The sequence below is a fragment of the Micromonospora sp. NPDC049204 genome, assembly GCF_040647935.1.
In the GTDB taxonomy this organism is placed as follows: Bacteria; Actinomycetota; Actinomycetes; order Mycobacteriales; family Micromonosporaceae; genus Micromonospora.
The window spans coordinates 120,570-138,180 of the sequence record NZ_JBEZDC010000008.1 but is presented as its reverse complement, the minus strand read 5'-3'; the positions used below and the strand labels follow the sequence as shown (position 1 = coordinate 138,180).

17 protein-coding genes are annotated in these 17,611 nt (G+C 69.8%); 15 read left to right on the top strand and 2 right to left on the bottom strand.

What is annotated here, in order from left to right:
• The first annotated feature begins 465 nt into the window (after positions 1-465).
• The 15 genes from AB0A90_RS17550 to AB0A90_RS17480 all read left to right on the top strand — a co-directional run bounded on the left by AB0A90_RS17550 (position 466) and on the right by AB0A90_RS17480 (position 15,671).
• A complete protein-coding gene (locus AB0A90_RS17550; protein ID WP_357248394.1) occupies positions 466-1,374 on the top strand; it encodes a hypothetical protein in 909 nt (302 codons plus the stop codon).
• Between the two features lie 24 nt (positions 1,375-1,398).
• Positions 1,399-1,767, top strand: coding sequence for a hypothetical protein (locus AB0A90_RS17545; RefSeq protein WP_357248391.1), 369 nt, complete (start codon positions 1,399-1,401; stop codon positions 1,765-1,767).
• A gap of 141 nt (positions 1,768-1,908) precedes the next feature.
• Positions 1,909-2,499, top strand: coding sequence for a hypothetical protein (locus AB0A90_RS17540; protein WP_357248388.1), 591 nt, complete (start codon positions 1,909-1,911; stop codon positions 2,497-2,499).
• A gap of 202 nt (positions 2,500-2,701) precedes the next feature.
• A complete protein-coding gene (locus AB0A90_RS17535) occupies positions 2,702-4,549 on the top strand; it encodes a hypothetical protein (RefSeq protein WP_357248385.1) in 1,848 nt (615 codons plus the stop codon).
• 13 nt (positions 4,550-4,562) lie between these two features.
• Positions 4,563-6,059, top strand: a complete 1,497-nt coding sequence (locus AB0A90_RS17530) for an SCO6880 family protein (RefSeq protein WP_357248383.1) — start codon at positions 4,563-4,565, stop codon at positions 6,057-6,059.
• Positions 6,056-7,630, top strand: coding sequence for a hypothetical protein (locus tag AB0A90_RS17525; RefSeq protein ID WP_357248380.1), 1,575 nt, complete (start codon positions 6,056-6,058; stop codon positions 7,628-7,630). Before AB0A90_RS17530 ends, AB0A90_RS17525 begins: the two co-directional genes overlap by 4 nt.
• Entirely contained in the window at positions 7,630-9,483 is a 1,854-nt protein-coding gene (locus AB0A90_RS17520; RefSeq protein WP_357248378.1) for a TraM recognition domain-containing protein, read from the top strand. The genes AB0A90_RS17525 and AB0A90_RS17520 overlap by 1 nt, the downstream gene beginning before the upstream one ends.
• Positions 9,483-10,082, top strand: a complete 600-nt coding sequence (locus AB0A90_RS17515) for a hypothetical protein (protein ID WP_357248375.1) — start codon at positions 9,483-9,485, stop codon at positions 10,080-10,082. Before AB0A90_RS17520 ends, AB0A90_RS17515 begins: the two co-directional genes overlap by 1 nt.
• A complete protein-coding gene (locus tag AB0A90_RS17510; protein ID WP_357248372.1) occupies positions 10,079-10,339 on the top strand; it encodes a hypothetical protein in 261 nt (86 codons plus the stop codon). The genes AB0A90_RS17515 and AB0A90_RS17510 overlap by 4 nt, the downstream gene beginning before the upstream one ends.
• A complete protein-coding gene (locus AB0A90_RS17505) occupies positions 10,336-10,560 on the top strand; it encodes a hypothetical protein (RefSeq protein WP_357248369.1) in 225 nt (74 codons plus the stop codon). Before AB0A90_RS17510 ends, AB0A90_RS17505 begins: the two co-directional genes overlap by 4 nt.
• Positions 10,557-11,060 (top strand): hypothetical protein, encoded by a 504-nt coding sequence (locus tag AB0A90_RS17500; protein WP_357248366.1) that lies wholly within the window; start codon positions 10,557-10,559, stop codon positions 11,058-11,060. Before AB0A90_RS17505 ends, AB0A90_RS17500 begins: the two co-directional genes overlap by 4 nt.
• Complete coding sequence (locus AB0A90_RS17495) at positions 11,057-12,139, top strand: M23 family metallopeptidase (RefSeq protein ID WP_357248365.1); 1,083 nt, start codon at positions 11,057-11,059, stop codon at positions 12,137-12,139. Before AB0A90_RS17500 ends, AB0A90_RS17495 begins: the two co-directional genes overlap by 4 nt.
• Before the next feature lie 194 nt (positions 12,140-12,333).
• A complete protein-coding gene (locus AB0A90_RS17490) occupies positions 12,334-12,867 on the top strand; it encodes a MarR family transcriptional regulator (RefSeq protein ID WP_357248362.1) in 534 nt (177 codons plus the stop codon).
• Positions 12,864-14,261, top strand: coding sequence for an amino acid permease (locus AB0A90_RS17485; RefSeq protein ID WP_357248359.1), 1,398 nt, complete (start codon positions 12,864-12,866; stop codon positions 14,259-14,261). Before AB0A90_RS17490 ends, AB0A90_RS17485 begins: the two co-directional genes overlap by 4 nt.
• A gap of 81 nt (positions 14,262-14,342) precedes the next feature.
• Positions 14,343-15,671, top strand: a complete 1,329-nt coding sequence (locus tag AB0A90_RS17480) for an MFS transporter (protein ID WP_357248357.1) — start codon at positions 14,343-14,345, stop codon at positions 15,669-15,671.
• Positions 15,672-16,602: 931 nt separating this feature from the next.
• Here the strand turns inward: AB0A90_RS17480 and AB0A90_RS17475 are convergent.
• Together AB0A90_RS17475 and AB0A90_RS17470 are read right to left on the bottom strand one after the other, a co-directional pair.
• Positions 16,603-16,980 carry an Lsr2 family protein gene (locus tag AB0A90_RS17475; protein WP_357248355.1) on the bottom strand — a complete coding sequence of 126 codons (378 nt, stop codon included), beginning with the start codon at positions 16,978-16,980 and terminating at the stop codon, positions 16,603-16,605.
• Positions 16,981-17,222: 242 nt separating this feature from the next.
• Positions 17,223-17,588: a hypothetical protein gene (locus tag AB0A90_RS17470; RefSeq protein WP_357248353.1), complete on the bottom strand. Its 366-nt coding sequence runs from the start codon at positions 17,586-17,588 to the stop codon at positions 17,223-17,225.
• Positions 17,589-17,611 lie beyond the last annotated feature (23 nt).

Genomic DNA, 17,611 nt, shown 5'->3' with positions numbered 1-17,611 from the left:
GTTGGTCCGAACGCAAGTTTGTGTGGAACCCTGCCGTGATCTGTGCTTGACTCTCAGTGCCCGATCCACACAAAGTTGGACTCGCGCCAACTTTGGTTGGTTGAGGGTAGCGCATCGGTCGGCCTCCATGGAGGGGGTTGCGAGGCCCGTGATGCGTTCGTGAGGACGTAACGCCTTGTGGCGATGCGGTCTCTGATTTGGCCTGATCGTGTGGTCGACGTCCAGGTCGTGACAGTAACGGGGGACCGGCTCGCGGCGGCGTCCTGCCGTCGCTGGCCAGTGCTGTGCGGCAAGCCCTCGGGGGAGGCGGACGTGTCAGATTTATCGACTGACCGATCAGGCCACCTCGCCGGCTCCGGGACCTCTTCGGAGGTGCCGGAGACCGGCGAGTGGGGGGCGCTGGCGGAGCGGGCATCACCCGCTCCGCCAGGCGGACCCGGCCGATCTGTCGCGCCAGCTGCGGCTGTGGAGAGCGACCTGTGGTGGGCGCGGGCAGCGGAGCGGGCCCCGCGGGAGATTCCCCGCGAGTTCGGCGGCGGCAGTCAGGTGGAGTCGCTGTGGCTGCGTGCGGCGTCGCTGCGGGCGGGGTGTCCCTTGGTGGCCCTGTCGTCTGCGGACGGCGGTGTCGGTCGATCGACGCTCACGGCGGCGCTCGGTGGTGTGCTGGCGCTTGCCAGCCCTGCTCCGATCGTGGCGATGGACGCGACCGGGCGTGCGTGGGGTGGGCTGGGCCATCGTGTGGCCCGGGGCAACTCCGCATCGACGTGGGATGCTGCGGCCGCGGAGGAGCGGTTGGCTGACCCTCTGGTCGCTGAGGGGTTGATGCAGCAAGGGCCGACTGACCTGCGCGTTCTGGTCGGTGAGAGCAAGATGACGGCGCAGCGGCGCCCAACTACCTGGCCGGAGACATTCGGTGTGATCGGCCATTTGCGGTCGGTTTACGCCATGGCGTTGCTGGATCTCCCTGCGGCGGACAATACGCCGACGTGGCGGGCGCTGGGGTGGTCGACGGTACCGGTGTTGGTGACCCGCGCGACCGTAGATGCGTTGCAACACACCATGCGGTTGCTGGCGCACCTTCGCGCTGCGGGACTCGATCAGGTCGCGGAGTCGGCGGTGGTGGTGGTCATGACGACCACACACTCCACCGCTCGGGAAGTTCGCGCCGTCGAGCACCTGGCGCGAAAAGCGGCGACGCATCTCGTCCGGGTGCCCTTCGATCCAGTGCTCGCACGCCCTGACCCGCTCGATCCGCGGTCGCTGAGCAAGGCCACGCGGACCGCATTGACCGAGGTCGCCTCAATCGTCGTCGAACACTGCCCCGCTGATCCTGGCCCATCACGCGAGGGGGCGTCTGTCGCCCGAGGACGGTGACTTCACACGGGGGAGGAACTAGTTGTGATCGTGCATTGGGTAGCTGCCGTGATGACGGTGCGGATGCCTTCGGTGGTGGCCGCGTTGGCACCGGATCCGACGCCGACGCCGTCGCCATCTGGGGGCTTCGACTTCGGTCGGATCAGCCCTGACCCGGCGGCAGTGCCGCGTTCGGACCTGTTCTACAAGTTGGCAAACGCCGCGCTGTTCCTCGGCGTGATTTCCGCCGTGGCCGGTCTCGCGGCCGGCGCGATCGCGTTCGGCATCGGACCGATCTTCGGCGCGCACATCATCAGCGATCGAGGCAAATCGATGATGTGGAAGGCCGGTCTCGTGGCGATCGTCGTGGGGTCGGCGACATCGATCATCGGCTTCCTGTTGAGCGAGATTTAGGGGGTGCCCCGCGTGCCGGGAGCAACTTACAAGGCAACCGACGGCGGACGCGGATCGGCCGTAGTTTCGCTGCTTCTCTGCGCGGTGGTTGCAGGGGGTGCCGTCTTCGCTGCGGGCCGCGCGAGCGCACCTGAGCGGAGTGTGCCCGGGCACAGTGCGCCGGAGCGCTACGGCGACCGTCTCGTCCGGGGAGTGCCGGTTGGCTTCGCTGGCACGCCTCGCGGCGCCGGTGACGCGGCGGCGGCGTACGTGGTGGCGGTGCCCGTCGCAGCGGGCCGCCCGGACGTCGAGCGGCAGGCGTTGATCGACACGATCGCAGTCGACGGTTCGGGCCCGGCGGTGGCCGAGATGATGGGTGCCGGCTCACCGTCGGCCGACGGTGAGGGGATCTCCCAGACCGTGGCTGCTCGGGTGTGGGTGCCCGACGCGGACGTTGACGCACGGGTGCAGCAGGGCGCCGAGGTCACGGCGCGGCTGCTGCTCTGCGCGCTCAGTGGGTCAGCGACCGATGGCGTGGTCGCCGGCCCGGAGACGGGTTTGGCGGGTGGCTGGTACGTGCAGTCGGTGACGGTGCGGTGGACGCTCGACCGTTGGCGTGTGGTGGCCGCGCAGCGGCCGTTGCCGGTACCTCCGCCTGATCAGCGCGGCACACGACGCGACGGCGGTCCGCGCGACACTCAACCGCTGCTCGACGTGCTCAGCGGTCGCTCGTGGGTGCCGGGGACGGTCTGATCTCATGTCCTGGGGCAACGCTTGCCGGCGGGGGATCGGCGTGGCGATCAGCGTGCTGGCCTTGGTTGGCGCTCTAGTGCCAGCGCAATCTGCTGCGGCAGCACCCGCCCCGACGCCTGCTCCGTCCGCCCCCGCCAAGCCGTGCCGTGCGCCGTCGTCTAGCGGGCAGTTGTCAGGGCCGCACGAGCAGGCGAGACCGCAGGTGAACTGGTGCCTTCCGTGGGCGGAATGGGAGTCCGGCGACGGGTGGATCACCGACTGCGGTAAGGCCGTCGGCGCTGTAGAGCAGGAACGCTGCGACGCCGTATCGCTCACCCTGCAGTCACCGCCGCCGGCGGACACGGTGTCGGTGCTCGACGATCAGTCTCCGAAAGACGGCGCTTCGCCCGTGAGGTGCGAGCGGTTCGCCGACAGCGCCGCCGAGGACGCGGGCAACGCCGACCGGTGGACCGCCAAGAAAAATCGATGCGAAGCGTTGCGTACGTCGCTGCTGCCGTTCTCGTCGGTCAAGCCCGAGGGCTGCAAGTTCAGTGTGAGCTGCAGAGTCGACGAGAAGGCCAAGGATATCGCTCGGTCCGGGTTCGAAGGCTTGGCCGACATTGCCGTGGCGGGTTTCGCCTGGGCGTTGAGCAAGCTGGCCGAGGTGGTGTTCGAGCAGTCCTCCGCCGTGCCGGACGAGCCGTTCTACGACGTCTACAACGACATCTCCGGCGTACTGATCTTGATGGTGCTGCTCATCTTCCTCATCTCCACGGCGATCAACGGATTGCGCATGAACGGCCCCGGGCCCCTGGCCACCCTCGGCGGGTTGGTGCGCGCGATGTTCGGGATCGCGTTCGCCGGCGGCATCGCCTACATCCTGATGGCCGCGTGGGACGAGGCGACCGTGGCGCTGATCGCCCGCAATCAGGAACGCGACTGGCAGCCGAGCATGTGGGTGGACGCGCTCAACGCGCTCACCGCGGACACCGGCACGATCCTGCTGGCCTTCGTCGTCGCGGTGATCAGCGTGATCGGGCTGGTATTGGTGTTCGTGATGCTGTTGTTCCGCTCCCTGCTGGCCGCCGGGGCAGCGTTGTTCGGGGCGATGGCGATGACCGGTCAGGTGATGGCCGAGACGCGCTCGTGGGGCCGTAAGTGGTTCTGGACCTGCAACGCCCTGGCCAGCTCGAAGTTCTTCATCGCCGCCCTGTGGATCTACGGCACACGCAGCACCTACGAGAGCGACAACGTCCTCAACGTGCTGCGCGGCATGTTCATGATCATCCTGATGGTGCTCGCGCCGTGGATTCTGCTGCGGCTGACGAGCATGTGGGACGGCTACCTGGCCGACGTCGACGCCCGAGGCTTCCTGACCTCCGCTGCCGGCGCGGTCGGTATGGACGCCGCCGCCCGCCGCCTGGCCGATCCACTCAGCGGTGGAGGCGACAGCGGCGGCGGCCCAGACGCCGCATCTCTGATGCAGGGCAACGCCGACGCCATCCCGACAAACCCCACCAGCGGTGCTGGCCCGCTCGGCACGCGGCCCAGCGCCGTTCCCGAGGCGGTGGAAGCGCTGCAAGGAAGCGGCGACGGCAACCAGGTCGGAAAGCCAAGCGGTGAACCGGGAGCTGAACACGACGGTGGAGAGAACGGCCAAGAAGCTGAGGGGATCGAGCGCGACTCCCGCACCGCTCAACACGATGTGGCGGAGGGACAGCTCACCGCGCCCGGAGACGCCAGCGGACAGCCCGCACTGCCGGTCACACCGAACGCCATCGGAGAGAAGGCCACCGGCGCGGCAGCCGGCAGCTCGCAGGGCGAGGACGCCCCGCAGGCCACGAGCGGCGGGGGCGCCACCACCCCGACCGGTGCACCTTCTGCCGCCAACTCGCCGTCACCTGCGGCTCCGACGCCAGAGGCGTCCGGGCACAGCCCAGCCGCAGGCTCAGCCGGGCCGTCCAGCTCAGGCCAGCCTTCGCAGGGCGGTGCCGCCTCCGGCGCCGGGGCAGGTCGCGCGGGTAGCGCCGCTGCGGGTGGCGCCGCCGAAGTACCCATCGTCCCGGTCTAGGTGAGGAGTCCAGGTGACCCAGTTCCAGTTTCCGCCGCGGTCCACGCGTGGCTCGATCATGGGCTTTTCGGCGGGGCAGATCGGCACGGCTGTCGCCGGCGTGATCTGCCTAGTCGTCGCCGCGAACCTGCTCGCGACCGGCCGGCAGGGTGCTGCCGGTGGCATGCTGCTCGCGGCGCTGCTCCTGCTCACGGTGGGCCTGCTGCGGCTACGCGGGCGGCGGGTCACCGAGTGGGCGCCCATCGTCGCCGGGGCGCTGGCGCAGCGCGCCGCCCGTCAGGATCGCTACCGGGGTGGTGCCTTCGCCGCCACCCCGGGCAGCGCGCATCTGCATCTGCCCGGTCCTGCCGCCGGCTACCGCTGGCTGCCGGCGGTGGCTGCCGACGGATTGACCGAGGTGGGGCTACTGCACCACCGCCGCGAGGGCACCGTCACTGCGGCCCTGCTCTGCGCGGGCAGCAACCTGGTCCTGGCCGACACATCGGTGCAACAGCAGCGTCTAGCCGCGTGGGCGGACGTGCTGAACCTGCTCGGCACCGAGTACGCCGACAGTGGTCTGGCCAGGTGGGCGCTGACGGCCCGCGCAGTTCCGGACTCCGCTAACCGGGCGCAGCGCTACCTGGTGCAAAAAGCGGTCGACACCGACACTCGCGCGTACCGATCGCTGGCGGAACTGACCGCCGCGGCGGCGCCGTCGACGCAGCGCCACGAGGTGTACCTCAGCGTCGTGTTCGACACCAAGAAGCTATCGGCGGAGATCACCGACGCGGGCGGCACCGATGCGGCCATCGCCACCGTCGTGCTCGACAAGCTCGGCGGGGTGCAGGCCGCGGTCGCGGAGGCCGGCGTCGACACCGTCGGCTGGTTGACGCCCCGGGAGTACGCGGCAGTGCTGCGCACCCAGTTCGACCCCGAGGACCAGCCGCACGTGGACATGCGGGCTGCGGCCACCCCCGGGGTGGCACCGCATATGGCCGGGCCGATTGCCGCCGAGAATATCGGCTGGTCGTCCTACCGCCACGACTCCGGGTTCTCCCAGAGCCTGTGGGTCTACGAGATGCCGCGTCAACCGGTCGCGATGACGTGGATGACCGCCCTGTTCACCCGCACCGTCGGCCGACGCGCGGTAACGGTCATCGCCGAGCCGGTACCCGCGCAGCTCGCCCAGTTGGCCACCCGCCGCGACAAGGTCGCCCGCGCCGGCGACGAGATCACCAAACGCAAGATGCGTCTGGTGCGCACCGCCCGAGAGGACGACGAGGCCCGCTCGGTGGAGCAGGTCGACCGGGAACAGGCGGCCGGGCACGTGCGCTACCGCTACGCGATCGTCGTCACCGTCACCGCCGACAGCGAAGAGCAACTCCGCCATGACGTGCGCGCGATCAAACGGGTGCTGGGCCGCACCGGCTGCCAGGCGGTGGTGCTCTACGGCGAACAGGACCAGGGCTTTATCGCCGGGGCGCTTCCCCTGGCCCGCGGGCTCAAGCCGATGCGGGGATGGTTCGCGTGAGCCGCGCACGGGTGCAACGAGAAGGATCACTCGCGCACCGCATCGCACAGGCCGCAGACCGGCGGGATCTCTCGGCGGCCCAGGCCGAACTGGAACGCGAACAGCGCGCCCTGCGCCGGACATCGGAGCGGCTGCTGGGCGCACCGCCGGTTGACGGGCGCGGCGCCCTGGGCCGCGCCGCCGGGCGCGCGTTCTGGCGGCTGCGGCTACCGCCGCTGGTCACCACCAGCGCGCAGCTGTGCAGCGTGTATCCGTTCGTCGCCGACCCCGGCCTCGGGGTGGACGGACCGCTGATCGGTCAGGAGGTGTACTCCCGGACCGGGTTCGTGTTCTCGATGCGGGAGTTGTACCGGGCAGGGCTGCTCAGCGCACCGAACATGGTGGTCACCGGCGAGATCGGCTCGGCGAAGTCGTCGCTGCTCAAGAGCATCGCGTTCCGGGGAATCCCATTCGGCACCCGATTCTTCGTCGTCGATGTCAAGGGCGAGTACGACGCCCTCGCCGAAGCTGCCGGGATCCGCCCGGTGCGCGTCGGCCCCGGCGCGGGTGTCGTGATGAACCCCTTGGCGGGCATCCGCCGCCAGCCGGGGCAGGCCGAGCCGGAGTGGCTGCAGATCCAGCGGGCCCGCCGGCTGCTGCTGCTCGAAGGGCTCCTCGAGATTCAACTCGGCGGTGCCCTCAGCGAGGCAGAGCGCTCGCTGATCGAATACGCCCTCGACGCCGTGACCCACAGCGACGACGGCACCAGCGCCGAACGGCTGGCCACTCCGACCCTGTCGCTGGTCCTCGCGGCGATGGGTGACCCGCAGGCGTGGGCGCACCGCCTCGCCGGGGTGAACTACGACGTCGACCAGTTCGCCGTCGACAGCCGACGTGTCAGGCTGGCCCTGGAGCGGCTGATTACCGGCGTCCTCGGCGGAATCTTCGACGCACCGACTGCTGCGACGCTGACGGTGGACTTCGACCAGCCGGGGGCGATCCTCGACCTGCGGGCGGTGCGGACCTCCGATCAGATGACGGCGATGGCGATGACCTGCGCCCAGTCGTGGCTGGAGACGGAACTCACCCGCCCCGACGCCCCACCGAGGGTGTGCCTGTATGACGAGTTCGCGCTGATCACCCGTCACCTCGGCCTGATACGGCGGATGCGCGAGCAGATGAAGCTGGCCAGGGCGCTGGGCACGGAGAACATCCTGGCGTTTCACCGATTTTCGGATTTGGCAGCCAGTGGCAGCGCCGACTCCGAGCAGGTCCGTATCGCCCGGGGCCTCATCGAGGACACCGGTGTGCGGGTCTCCTACCGGCAGGCGCCGGGCTCGTTGGACGCCGCCCGCGAATTCTTGGGCACCACCGATGTGGAGACCGATCTGCTGCTGCACCTACGCCGTGGCGTCGGGTTGTGGAAGGTCGGACTGCGCTCCTACGTCGTCAAGCACCAGCTCTCCAGCGTCGAGCAGGCCATGGTCGACACCGACAGCCGGATGCGCGACAACCCCGAGAACGAACCGCGGGAGCTGACCGACTCCGAGTACGAGGCGCGGGAGTCCGCCGCGGTGGGGCAGGTGCGCTGATGGCCGGCTCGCTGATGTCCCCCGGAAGCCGGCTGCCGCGCCGCGGCATGCCACGCGCCGACATCCTGGCCCGGCTGGTTCTGCTGGGCATTGCCGTGTTCTGCACGCTGCTGGGCACCTTCACTCTGTGGCTGGCCGGGCAGGTCGGTGGCGTGCTCACCCACGCCACGTGGCCGGACACCTCGCCGACGGACGCGCCCGGCATTGCCGGGCGGATGATCCTCAACGGCGGCGACCCGGCGGCGGCATGGCCCACCGCGGCCCAGGCGGACCTGCCCCCGACCGCGCTGCTGTACGTGCTGTGGTTCGGCCTGTTCATAGGAGCCTTCGCTGGCCTCGGCATGCCGGCGATCCGGCTCGTTCAGCGGCGGGTGCAGCGGCGAGGGTTCGCCAGCCGAAAGGACCTCGACCGGGTGGTAACCGCGTCGGCGGTGCTTCGGCGCGTCGACGTCCTTCGGCCTGGCCTGACCATTCGAGCGACCGACCGCCCCGAGAGCGCGCACGCGAAGGCCCAGCGCCGCAAGGACCCGTTGGAGGTGGCGCGGTTCCTGGGGCACCACGCGCTAACCGGGGAGCCGCTGTACCTCGCCAACGAGTACACCGAGCTCCTCGCAGGAGCCGCCCGGTTCGCCAACAAGACGTCGCGCTACATCGTCCCCCGGGTCGCGGACGCCCGAGGGGCAGTGATCTCCACCTCCACCCGCCTCGACGTCGCCGCGGTCACCTACTACCTGCGCGCCGAGGTTGGGCCGACATGGATCTTCGAACCACAGGAGCAGGTACCTGGACTGCCCCGGCTGCGGTGGTCACCGATCGAGGGGGCACACGATCCCGACATCGCGGCGCTGCGCGCGAAGGGCTTCGCCGCCGGCGCCGGCCTCAAGGGTGATGTAGAAAACGGCCAATACTTCCAGGATCAGGCGGCATCGATCATCCGCGGTCTGCTGCACGCCGCCGCTCTTGATGAAAAGGCCACCCTGACCGACGTGGCCAGTTGGGCGGCCAACCCCAGCGACCCGCGGGCCGAGCGGATCCTGCGCCATCACCAGCAGACCGCGTGGGCCGACCGGCTGGCATTCCACCGCGAGTCCACCGGCCGTGGCCGCGAAAGTATCCAGTCGGTCGTCTTCGGAGCCCTGGATCCGTTCAGCAACGCCCGGATCTTGCGCGCCTGCTCCCCACCGCGCGGCGAGCAGTTCCAGCCCGAGCAGTGGCTGGATGAGTCCGGCACCCTATATCTGGTCGGCACCCGCAGCGGGCAGTCGCTGATCGCGCCGCTGTTCAGCGCGATCGCCGAGGACATCATCTACCGCACCCTGCAACGCTCCTTCGTCGCACCGGGCGGGCGGGTAGAGCCCTGCCTGTACCTGATCGGCGACGAAATCACGAACATCGCGCCGTTGCCGTCGCTGCCCGCGCTGGCCTCTGAGGGCGGTGGCGCTGGTATCGCCTTGTCGATCTCTTGCCAGAACACCCACCAATTGGAGGAGCGGTGGGGCCGCGACGGTGGGCAAGCCCTGCGCGACGGTGCGAACGCCCGCTTCGTGATGGGCGGCACGCAGGACGTGGCGGCACTCAAGGACGCGCAGTCCCTGCTCGGGCAGGTGCAGGAGCTGTCGTCGGCTGCCAGTTGGGGTGGAGGGCGCGCCAGCGTGCAGGAGAACGCTCGACGGGAGAACCTGCTCGACCTCGCCGAGTTGCGGACCCTGCCGACCGGCCACGCCCTCGTGCTGCTCGGCAACATGCCCCCGGTCGAAGTCGTGCAACCGGCGTGGTGGGAGCGCCCCGACGCCGATCGGTTCAAGGCCGCCCAGGCCGCGTTCACCGCCCGACTCGAAGGGCGGCGCCGCTGATGACCGACCGCGCGTTCCTGTTCGATGTCCCGGCCGAGGCGTCGGGAGAGCAGCGGGCGATCGCTGAGCTTGCCGAACTCATCGACTCGCTGCGTGTCAGCGTAGAACGCCTCGCCGAGGCGCACGTCGCACTCGGTGAACGCGTCGAGGCGATCGACGGTGACGCGGCATGGGCACCGGCGGGCCACTGCTGGCGGAACGTGGACGCCGATGCCGCGCGGCAACTGTGGGCGTGGCTGATCGCCTGGACGCGGTGGCTCGTCGACCGCTACGGCCTCGCCCAGGACCTCGGCGCGTGCTGGCCAGCACACCCGGCCCTGGTCGAGGAGCTGACCGCGCTGAGCGTGTCCTGGCACCACGCGTACTCCGGCAAAGCCGACCCGGACGCGCCGCTGCGCTGGCATGAGGCGCTGCACCGGGCACGGCACCGGTGGCAGGCATGGGACAGCACCCGCTGTCGCCACGGGAACCACACACCCCGCAGCGCCGACGCCGTCTGGTCCGCACCGTGGCCCGACAACGCCGAACAGGCCGTCACCGACGACATCGCCGCACGGCAGCGTGCGGCGCCGGCGCACCCAGAAGGAGGGACGACATGACTCAGCCGGCAGAGGTCACCAACGTCTGGGACTGGCAACGCTTCGAAGCCGCATTGTTCGGGCTGCGCGAGGGCGTCGACTCGCTCCAGGACTACATCGCCGAAATACACAACGCGCGCCACGACCGGCGCGACGACCAACAGGAGGACAGACAGCAATGGACAGAGTTGGACGAGACGACGCGGCGCGAGACGGAGCTGGACTGGTCCAGCGACGGACACCTCGACGGGGACTACACCCGCGACGTCGGCGAATGAGTGTCACCGTGCGCACCGCCAGCGCTCCGCTGGCCCGCATCGGCGTCGGCATGGAGCAGCTGCGCCACGACATCGACGCTCTGGTCGAGGTCGTGGCTGGCCAGCCGCAAGCGCGCCCGCAGCTCGTGGAAATCCACCACCAGGTGCGCCTGCTGGGACAGCAACTCAACGCCGCGCTTCGGTCGCCAGACGAGCAGGTCCCGCCGGAGGAGCAGCAGTGACACCACGTTTCGTCAGGGCGACCATCGCGGGAGCAGCCACGCTGCTGCTCAGCGCGTGTGCCGGGAGCGGTCCCGCTCCGAGCGGTAGCACACCGGCCACCGGCCCCTACCCCGAAGGTGCGGTGCCGACCGAGACACTGGCTCCGGATCCCGACGGCGTTCTGCGGGCCACGCCAGGAACGGCCGATCCGGCGGCGGTGACAGCCGCGCTGCGGTTCGTGCGGGCCTGGGCGCGCCCTGACCTTCCCGCCGAAAGCTGGTTGGCAGGGGTACGTCCCTACGCCGTTCCCGCCTACGCCGATCTGCTCGCGACGGTGGAGCCGGCCAACGTGCCCGCCACCCGGGTTACTGGCGCGGGCCGCGCGGCGGCGGCCACGGCGCAGCGGGTCGACGTCGATGTCAGCACCGACGCCGGGGTGTTGCGGGTGGTCTGTGTGCGCAGCGACGCCGGGTGGCTGGTGGCCACGCTCGGTGCCCGTGAGGAGGCTGCGGCGCGGTGAACCGCGGATGGATCGGGCTCGGCGCAGCGATCGTGGCCGCGTTGCTGCTATGTGGGCTGCCCGTGGCGGTGGTGCTCAACAACCCTGCGCCGACGTCGGCGTGTGCCGCCACCGGCCCCTTGCGCTCGGCCATCGGGGCCGTCGAGGCGGTGGGACGGTGGAACGCCGAACAGGTCAGCAACGCCGCGCAGATCGTTGCCGTGGGGCGGGCGAATGGTGTGCCGGCCCGCGGGTGGGTCATCGCCGTGGCTACGGCCATGGTCGAGTCGAGCCTGCACAACCTGAACGGCGGTGACCGCGACTCCCTCGGGTTGTTCCAACAGCGCCCCAGCCAGGGGTGGGGCACACCCGCGCAGATCATCGACCCGGTCTACGCCGCCACGAAGTTCTACACGAAGCTGCAGCGCATCGGCCGGTGGGAAAGCCTGCCGCTGACCGTCGCCGCGCAACGCGTTCAGGTCTCGGCGTTCCCCGACCGCTACGGCAAGTATGAAAGCGCCGCCGAGCAGGTCGTTGCTGCGGTCGTCGGCGTCGCGACGATCGCCGACCTACCCGGGGCCAGCCTCGCCGACTGCTCGTCAGACCCGGTGACGGTGGCGGCGTCGGGGTGGACGGCGCCGCTGGGTGCTGCGGTGGGTAGCCGCTACGGGCCGCGTGACGGCAAATTCCACGCCGGAGTCGACCTGGGCGCAGCACGTAACACGGTCATCCACGCGGCCAGCGCCGGGCGAGTGGTGTGGGCGGGCTGCGACTCGAGCACCGGCAACTGTGACGTCGACGGCAGCCCCACCACCAAGGGGTGTGGCTGGTACGTCGACCTGGTGCACGCCGACGGGTACGGCACCCGCTACTGCCACATGGTCCGCCGGCCCGACGTCAGCGAGGGCGACACCGTGCAGGCCGGCCAGCCGCTTGGCCTGGTCGGCACCAGCGGCCACTCGTCCGGCCCGCACCTGCACTTCCAAACCCACCAGAGCGTGTGTTCGGGATCGCGGTGCGACCTGGACACCTCCAACTCCACCAACCCAGTCGAGTTCATGCGCCAACGCGGCGCCCCGCTCGGCGACGAGAGGGGGTGAGGCGCTGGTAGGAGCCGGCAGGTAGGTCATCAGTAACAGCACGGGGGAGAAGACATGTACGACGAGGATGAAGACATCGAGCGTCCGCGCCGACCAGCGCCGCAACCGCCGCCGCCGCAGGACCGCGGCGGACAGGTCGGCCAGCGCCGCAACCGCAAGCCCAACCGGCGCCCGGCACGGCGCAGGTGGATCCAATGAGCGCCGCCACGGACCGCCGGCCACGTCGAGTCGCGGGCATCTACCGACCGCCGGTCAACGCCGCTCGGATGCCACCACCGCGGCCCGGGCCACTGGCGCAGCTGGTCCGCACCGCCAACACCGTGCGCGCTCAGGTGGAACGCGGCGTCCTGCGCGACGAGGGACTGACCTGGACCACCTACGACGTGCTCGTGTTGGTGTGTGCGCGCCGCGCGGTCGAAACCCGCACGGCCGCCGCCGAGGTTGGCATCGCCAAGGCCACCCTGACCAACGCCCTCGTGTCGCTCGTCGACCGCGGGCTGGTACGCCGGGACCTTCAGGAGGATGACCGGCGGCGGGTGGTCCTTCGCCCGACCCAGGCCGGCATGGACCTGGCCCGCCGCGTCCAAGGCCCCGTCGAAGCCGAACAAGCACGCCTGTTCGGCGAGCCGGGCATGCCGTCGGGAGACAGCCTGGCCCGGGTCCTTCGCTCCCTCGCCACCCGCTCCCGTCAGGACGGCGCCACCGACGAGCCGGACGCGACCCGGTGAACGGGCGCATCGGTGTAGCCCGTGGCACCGCCCTGTATGTCGGGGCGGTGCTCGGGCCCGGTGTTCTCGTCCTACCCGCGCTGGCCATGCACGCTGCCGGCCCGGCGTCGCTGCTGGCCTGGGCCGCCATGTTGGCCGTGTCGGTGCCGATCGCGGCGGCGTTCGCCGCCCTCGGTATCCGCTATCCCGACGCCGGTGGGGTGGCCACCTTCACCCAGCGCGCATTTGGACCCACGGCTGGGGCTGTGGCCGGATGGTGGTTCTTCACGGCCGTGCCGATGGGCATGGTCGCCGGTGCGATGGCGGGCGCCCGGTACGCCGCCACTGTGCTGGGCGTCGGGCCGAGCGGGGCGGCGGGGATCGCCGCCGGCATGCTCGCGGCGGCATACGCAATGAATCTCGTCGGACTGCACCTGTCCGGTCGCCTGCATCTAGCGCTCACGGGTGGCCTCTGCGCGCTGCTGGCCACGGTGATCGTCGTGTCGGTGCCGCACATCGACGCCAGTCGGTTCACGCCGTTCGCTCCGCAGGGCGTCACGGGTATCGGTAGCGCCGCCGCGGTGCTCTTCGTCGCGATCTGTGGGTGGGAAGCCGCCGCTCATTTGGCTGGTGAGTTCGCGCACCCCCGCCGCCAGCTACCGATCGTGGCTGCCGGAAGTCTGAGCATCATCGCGCTGCTCTACGCCGGACTGGCCATCTGCACCGTCGGCGTGCTCGGCGCGTCCGGCGGTCAGAGCGAGGTGCCACTGCTGCGCCTACTCGGCCCGCAGGCCGGTGTCGGCGCAACGGCGGCGGCTGCGCTCTGTGCGCTGTTGTTGACCTTCGGTGCGTGCTTCACTTTCATCGCCGCTGCGGCCCGCGCCGGCGCGGCCTTGGGCCGCGACGGCGCGTTTCCGGGATGGTTCGCCGTCACCGGCGTCGACGGTGTGCCCCGGCGTAGCCTCGCGGTCCAGGCAGGCGGCGCGGCCGTGGTCGCTGTCGCGGCGCTGGCCGCACCGACGGTGGTCGACGTGGACCTGCTGATGCGCCTGTTCTCAGTTTTGGTGGCATCGGTCACCCTGCTGGGGCTGGCCTCAGCGGTACGGCTCCTCGGGTCGCCGCTGATCCGAGGTGGCGCGGCTGTGGGCGCGATTGTCGTTGGCGGGGTTGCCGTATGTGGTGGCTCATTGGTGGTCCTCCCGGCGGCGGTCGCTGTCGCGGCCCTGATCTGGCGGCGACGCCACCCGGCGCCGCGCGACCTGCCGGCCGGAACGCAGCCGGCCAGGCCCACCGTGGGCACAGCGTCACGGCAGATGGCGGTGATGGATGTTCAGCCTCGCCGGTCGTACGACCTCCTGAATCCGGGTGCCGGGATATCCGCGTCGACCCGAAGCCGTCCCGCCAGCGAGCGGTGACGGTCGGCGGCGGTCGCCGGCACTTCCCTGGCCGGCGACCGCCGCCGCCTCCTGTCTAGCGTCCGGCAAAGGAGCCGCCTGATGGCAACCACAGTCGTACCCACTGCCGCCTCGGCGACCAGTGTGGGCTGGCGCCTCGGGGTCCTCTACGGGCCGGCGATCTACGGCGTCAGCGCCGCGGCCGTCGCCTTACCCGTCGCCGCCAAGGGGCTGCACTCCGCGCCGGCAACGGCCGTATGGATCCTGACTATCCACGCTCTGGGCCTCGGCGTGGGCGCCGCCGTCGCCGGGCGGGCCACCGACATCTGGGGGCCGCGGCGTGTACTCAGCCTTGGGGCGGTGTTACTGGCGGCAGGTGCGATGATCTGCGCGCTCGCGACCGTTCTCATCGTGGCGGTAGGGGGCCGCGGAGTACTCGCTATGGGATCGGGAGCGATGACCGCCACCGCCCTGACGCTCGCCACCGGCCGGCCGCCAGGGCAGCGGCCGGCAGTCCTGGCCCGGCTCGGTGCCGCGATGGCCCTGTCATCTGCCACCGCGCCGTTGGCCGGGGCACTGGCAGTCACCGCGTCATGGAGAGCAGCGCTCGTCCTGCCCGCGCTGTCACTTACCGCCATCCCTCTGTGCTGGCCGCTCGCCCAATCCCGTCAGTCACTGCCGACACGGGTCGACTGGGTGGGTGCAGGCTTGCTGGCACTCACCGCAGCAGGGCTGCTCCTGACGATTCAGTCCGCCACGTTGCACTTCACGCCGCTGTCCGTTGCCGGTCTTCTTGCGGGGACGTGCGCGCTCGCATTCCTTCTCGATCAGCATCGCGGGCGACATCCCAACGGCTTCATTTCCGAGGTGATTAGCCAGCGACGCTTCCTCTTCGCCGGTCTGAGCGGTGCTGGTATCTACGGTGGGATGTTCGCCTGCGTGTACGCCGTCCCGCAGTTGCTTACCGCCTTCGGGTACAGCGCTCGGAGCATCGGGCTGATGCTCTTGCCAGGGGCGATCGTGGCTGCGGTGGCGGCCCGCGTTGCCGGCTACGCAGCGGGCGATCTAACGCGGCGCCAGGTGCTGGTTGCGGCGGCCATGTTGTTCAGTGCCAGCATGCTGCTCGCCGCGTGGAACCGTCGCCCTGCCACGCTGATGTTCGCAGCAACTGCCGGGTTCGCCGCCTTTGCCATCGCGCAGACGTACTTGACTGCCGCCATCACGGCTCGCGTTGACCCTCGGCAACGAGGTGGCGCGCTTGGCCTTCTGAATCTCATGTTCTTCGTAGGAGGCGCGTTGGGCGCGGCGACGTGCTCGGCCCTATGGCAGCCGTTGGGGTTGCCCGCTGCCCTCGCCATGGTCGCGGCGCTACCGGCGGTCGCGGCGGCTGGAGCACGAGCGGCGCTGCGGGAACCACAGCGGGCAAGCTGAGCTATGGCGCGGGAATTCGTGCCCGGCACACTGCAGAAACACCGGCGAGATGCCGTCCCGCCCTTCCCTAGGATCCTGTAAGCGAACAGCTACGCCAGGTGGGGCGATGTGTATCTGTCACGGCACTGCGGCCAAGGATCGGGAAGGCGAAGGCGAGACGGCCGCCGAGCCGGGAGCAGACCTACCGGAAGTTCTGCTCAGGATCTTAAGCACCTGCGTGACGAGGCGCGGGAGACCAACTCGACGTGACAACTGGCCGCCCCTGTGGCTGATTCTCACGATTGCCGGGATCGGAGTCGGCATCGTGCTGATGACCCGGCGCGAGCGCGGTCCCGGCACTTCTCACGACGAAGTCGTAGGCGCTCGCCCAGGTGGCTGGCTGACCCAGGCGTAGACCCAGGGCGGACCATGGCCGGCGACCGGTTCCAGCTCGTACTTTCCGTTCGTGTCGAGGTCGAACAGTTCGCTTCCGTACTCCACCCACAGCCAGCTTTGGTCTATCTGGGCAGGGGGAAGACCATCGTCGTCAAGCGGTACGCGAAGAGACCGGGCATCCACCGGACCACCGACGCACGGCACCTCGATCCTCTCCCACACCTTGTAATCGTCGGCTCCAGTGTTGCTTGACGCGGGAGCTTTGAGGAATCGGAGCGAGCAGGGGACCGCGCACCGTTCGGCCCCGACGCCTCCGTCGACAGTGACTGAGGCTTCATGCTCCGCGTCGTGCTGCCCGAACTCGGTCCCAGGCGCGAAGCCGACCCCGATGGACGGACTACCGCAGCGGACCCATTGAGTAGGGACCTCACCCCTGATCGAGGGGAGGAATATGGCCTGGTGCTCCGCGCTGCGGCGGTCCGCGATCATTGCTCGTTGATTGGCTTGTCGACTCGCTGCGGGCCACTGGTTACGCCTTCGCGGCCAGGGTGGAAGGTCAGCGGCCTGCTTGCGCGTGATACTGGTTAACGATTTCTACCGGGATCCGCCCACGGTCGGAGATGTTCTTCCCGGCTTTTTTCGCCCAGTCCCGGATCGCTCTGTTCTGCTCCGGGTCGGTGGTAGTGGCTCCCCGTCGTCCCCCGCTCGCGCCTGCCGCAGCCCGGGCGGCCCGCCGGCCGTCGCCGATCGAGACTACCCGGCCGATCTTGCTGCCTTTGCTCACGTAAGGGGCGAGGACGTCACGTAGCTGCTTGGCGTTGGCGTCTGACAGGTCGATCTCGTACTGGACCCCGTCAAGGGCAAACGTGACAGTCTCGTCGGCGTCTCCACCGTTCAGGTCGTCGAGCAGTTTATGAATGATTCGCCGAGCCACGTCGCTGCTCCTCTAAGTCAATCTGGGTCCTAACGGAACTGTAGGGTAACCCGTCTGGGTCAATTGCAAAAGCCTTGGTGTGGCAAGCGCGCTGGTTGACGGATTCAGGGCGTTGAAGCATCAAAAGTAGTCGTATTCCGTGGTGCGCAATTGCTGTCGCAGGGTAGGCGCGGAGTTGCTGGTTGTCTCTGTGATGCGGTTGCGACCTGGCGCCGCTGCCGGCTCCCTCTGCCGTGGAAACTTCACTGCTGGGTGGGCTTACCGTGGTTCGGGTTTTCGGTAAAAGTCCGGCGGAGGAGAAGGGCGAGGACTTTGCGGGCGTCGCGGCGGCGGACGGGCGTGGGTGCGAGGAGCACAACGAGGGCTGCGGTGGTGATGCTGGCGGTGTACAGCAAGCCGCCGCTGGCGGTCTTCGGCAGTTGCTCGTTGGCCCTGACAGCACCTGGCTCGCCGTCGTTGGCGACGATGCTGTGGCCGTGTGGTGCCGGGAGCGGTCGACGCAGGCCGCAATGCCGATCGGGTCGACCATTCGGGACTGCGCCGTCGCGCCGCGCGGGCGCGTCATCTTTGTCGTGAGCGCGGCGGGTCTTCACGGCTTCGACGTTCAAGCCTGAAGACCGTACGGGGACGG

Bases quoted from the DNA above. Each gene is read 5' to 3' on its own strand.
- AB0A90_RS17520 (WP_357248378.1), top strand. From the start codon at position 7,630: ATGGCCGGCTCGCTGATGTCCCCCGGAAGCCGGCTGCCGCGCCGCGGC.
- AB0A90_RS17515 (WP_357248375.1), top strand. From the start codon at position 9,483: ATGACCGACCGCGCGTTCCTGTTCGATGTCCCGGCCGAGGCGTCGGGA.
- AB0A90_RS17510 (WP_357248372.1), top strand. From the start codon at position 10,079: ATGACTCAGCCGGCAGAGGTCACCAACGTCTGGGACTGGCAACGCTTC.
- AB0A90_RS17505 (WP_357248369.1), top strand. From the start codon at position 10,336: ATGAGTGTCACCGTGCGCACCGCCAGCGCTCCGCTGGCCCGCATCGGC.
- AB0A90_RS17490 (WP_357248362.1), top strand. From the start codon at position 12,334: ATGAGCGCCGCCACGGACCGCCGGCCACGTCGAGTCGCGGGCATCTAC.
- AB0A90_RS17480 (WP_357248357.1), top strand. From the start codon at position 14,343: ATGGCAACCACAGTCGTACCCACTGCCGCCTCGGCGACCAGTGTGGGC.